A 3,178-nucleotide genomic window follows, 5' to 3' on the forward strand; every position below is an offset into this window, starting at 1 on the left:
TAAGCATAAGTTTGGTTTTTATACGCCAGAAACAGAAGAGTTACATATGACGCCAGAACGTTTAATGACGTTAATGGAAATAGAACTGAAAAAACGTATTACTTCTTCCGTTTCGTATGAAGTAGAGGCGCAATCAATCGGTCGTATTTTCGGACTAGCGCATGAACTAATCAATGAAGGAGATACAATCCGAATCAAAGATACAGGCTTCACACCTAAGCTATATCTTGAAGCGCGTGTAATTGCCGGTGATGAATCTTTTACGGATCCTACACAAGATAAATATGTGTTTGGTGATTATCGTGAAATGACTGATCCAAACGAAGAACTACGAAAGATTTACAATCGAATTTTAGGATCTTTAGGAAATAAACAAGAAATGCTGGATCAGCTAGATAAATTGGTGAAAGATGCAAATGAAACAGCTAGTCATGCTAAGAAAGAATCCGAAGCAGCGAAAACATTGGCTGAAAAAGTTCAAGAGAACCTTAAAAATAACATGGTAGACATCATTGAAGCTAAGAATCCGCCGAAAACTGGGCTAAAAGACAGAAAGACACTTTGGCAAGATATTTCTAACGGAAAGCCTGGTACTTTAAAACTGTGGAAGGATGGTATTTGGGACCCTGTTGTACCCGATATTGAATCAGTAAAAAATGAGGTTGCTGGTCAATTTAACGAAGTCAAAGAAACACTTCAAGGCTTTTCGCGTACCGTTACGGATTTAAAAAATGAACAAGGTACCATTGATAAAAAAGTTACATCTATAGAACAAACAGCAACTGGATTATCTTCCACAGTGAGCAATTTAAATCATGTCGTATCAGATCAAGGAAAAAAGCTTACTGAAGCAAATGTAAAACTTGAACAACAGGCAACAGCAATCCATGCAAAAGTTGAACTGAAACAAGTAGAGGATTATGTTGCTGGATTTAAAATCCCTGAGTTGAAGCAAACAGTAAATCAAAATAAACAAGATGTATTAGATGAATTAGCTAATAAGCTTGCAACGGAGCAATTTAATCAAAAAATGACTTTGATTGATAATCGATTTACTATCAATGAACAAGGTATCAATGCTTCGGCCAAAAAGGCAGAGGTATATACAAAAGAGCAAGCAAATGGACAATTTGCAAAAGATTCTTATGTAAGAGATATGGAAACCCGTCTTCAATTAACGGAAAAGGGCGTTAGTATATCTGTAAAAGAAAATGATGTAATCGCAGCATTTAATATGAGCAAAGAAAACATTACGTTGAATGCGAACAGGATTAACTTAAAAGGTTTTATTACAGCGAGCCATATAAAAGGACAAGTGTTAGAAGGAGTAACACTTAAAACGAGTGGAAATAGATTTGTTGAAATAAATAAGCAAGACATGAAGATTTTCGATTCGGATAAGCCACGTGGCTATCTAGGATTTATGGAAACAAATGATGGAAGTATCCAACCTTCACTCGTCCTTGGTTCTGACAATATTAAATACAGAGGTACAGGATCGTTTTATATTTATCAAGTCATGCCAAGAATGAATGGAGTCGATCAACCTTCTAAAGCGTATGCAAAATTTGGGGTTTCTAAAGGAGAAAATGCAGAAGGGACTAATATTTGGTCAAATTATATTCAAATGCAGAATGATGGTGGACATTTGAGTGTATATTCAGATGGACAATTTCGTTTTAAAAACTTGAATGATATTATTTTTGAATCTGAAGGATGGGCTCCAGGATATGGTCACTTCTTTGTAACGACAACTGAACCACATTCTTTTACAAATAACTGGGGGCAGTTTACTTTCAGAAGAAAAGGTAGTGACTATGAAATACATTTCGTAAACGGCGCCTCCGATCATGATTTAATCATGGGTAATGCAATGATACGATCAAGTTTTGTACAAGGTTATAACAACGGATTACAGATTAAAGATATGATGGGTAAAGGATGGAAAGATATTGAATTAAGAACACTACGAGCGCAAGAAAATGTAAATGCCAATGGTCAAATGTGGGCGAAAGCATTTAATCCTACGTCAGCTAGAAATATGAAAGAGAATATAAAAGACATTCCTTTCTCGGCGCTTAATAAAATCATGAGTTTGGCTATCAAACAGTACAATTTCAGAGACGACATGTATGATCTGTATCAAATGCGTGTGAACAAGCCGAAAGAACAAACAGAACCATATACAACAAAAGAGATTGAAACGTATTTTGGTATGATTGCAGACGATACGGACGATATATTTACAGATAAAGAGAAGCACGCCATTAATTTATATAATACTGTTTCTATTCTTATTGCAGCCTTCCAACAGCTGTATTGTGAATTCATATCGTTAAAGGAGCAGGTTAAGCAGCATGCTGAAGCGTTACAGGTAGTTAAAGAAGAAAATAAACAACTAAAAGAGCAAGTCATTACACGAACAAGTCAAGTTGTGACCCTAACAAACGATGTTTCCACATGAAAAGAATGGGTACAAAAATGAATAAATGAAAAACTAGAGCAGCCATCGGTTGTTTTTTTTTATTATGTAAAGGAGTGGTTATATGACATTCAAAACACATGAAATAAATGTTGATTTAGTGAGTGATGCATCCACGACTCATACCATTCGCTTTTCACAAAATGATAGAAATTCCGCTAAATTGTTACTAACGATAACAAATAAGGGAGCGGAACTAGATTTAAGTCAGGCGAAAGCAGTACGGATATCATTTAAAAAATCAGATGGGACACGAGTTTTTCAGAACGATTGCCAGCCAATTAACGTTTTAAAAGGAAAGTATCAAATTCTATTAAAAACACAAACATTATCTTCAGTGGGTAATGTTATTGCACAGATCCACATTGAGGAAGAAGATAGAATGATTGATACACAAAAGTTCTTATTTGTAGTAAATGAATCATTAGCAAGTGATGGAGCCGTGGAGTCTGCAAATGAATTTACGATTATTCAAAAGGCAATTGAAGCTGGAAAGAAATTAGAAGGAGTGGATTTAACTACAATTACAGAATTCCTTCCGAATCAACGGGATTTGATTGAATTGCTTCGGAACCATAACACTTCATCTAACATGTATACACGTATTGTAGGGGACCGTACACTTGATATACTGATACCAATTCGTGGGAACAAGGTGGCCCATTACACGTTGCGTAAAGATACAAAAGATGACTA

Annotated in this window: 2 protein-coding genes; both read left to right on the top strand. The window is 35.5% G+C overall.

The genetic code is table 11. The features are described from left to right. A partial coding sequence (locus tag ACODS7_RS31420) for a tail fiber domain-containing protein (protein ID WP_488828485.1) occupies window positions 1-2,464 on the top strand: 2,464 nt, incomplete at its 5' end. Window positions 2,465-2,546: 82 nt separating this feature from the next. Then, window positions 2,547-3,178: BppU family phage baseplate upper protein (locus ACODS7_RS31425; protein WP_488828487.1), on the top strand; the 632-nt coding region annotated here is incomplete at its 3' end.

Source organism: Bacillus sp. FG16, from assembly GCF_057809515.1.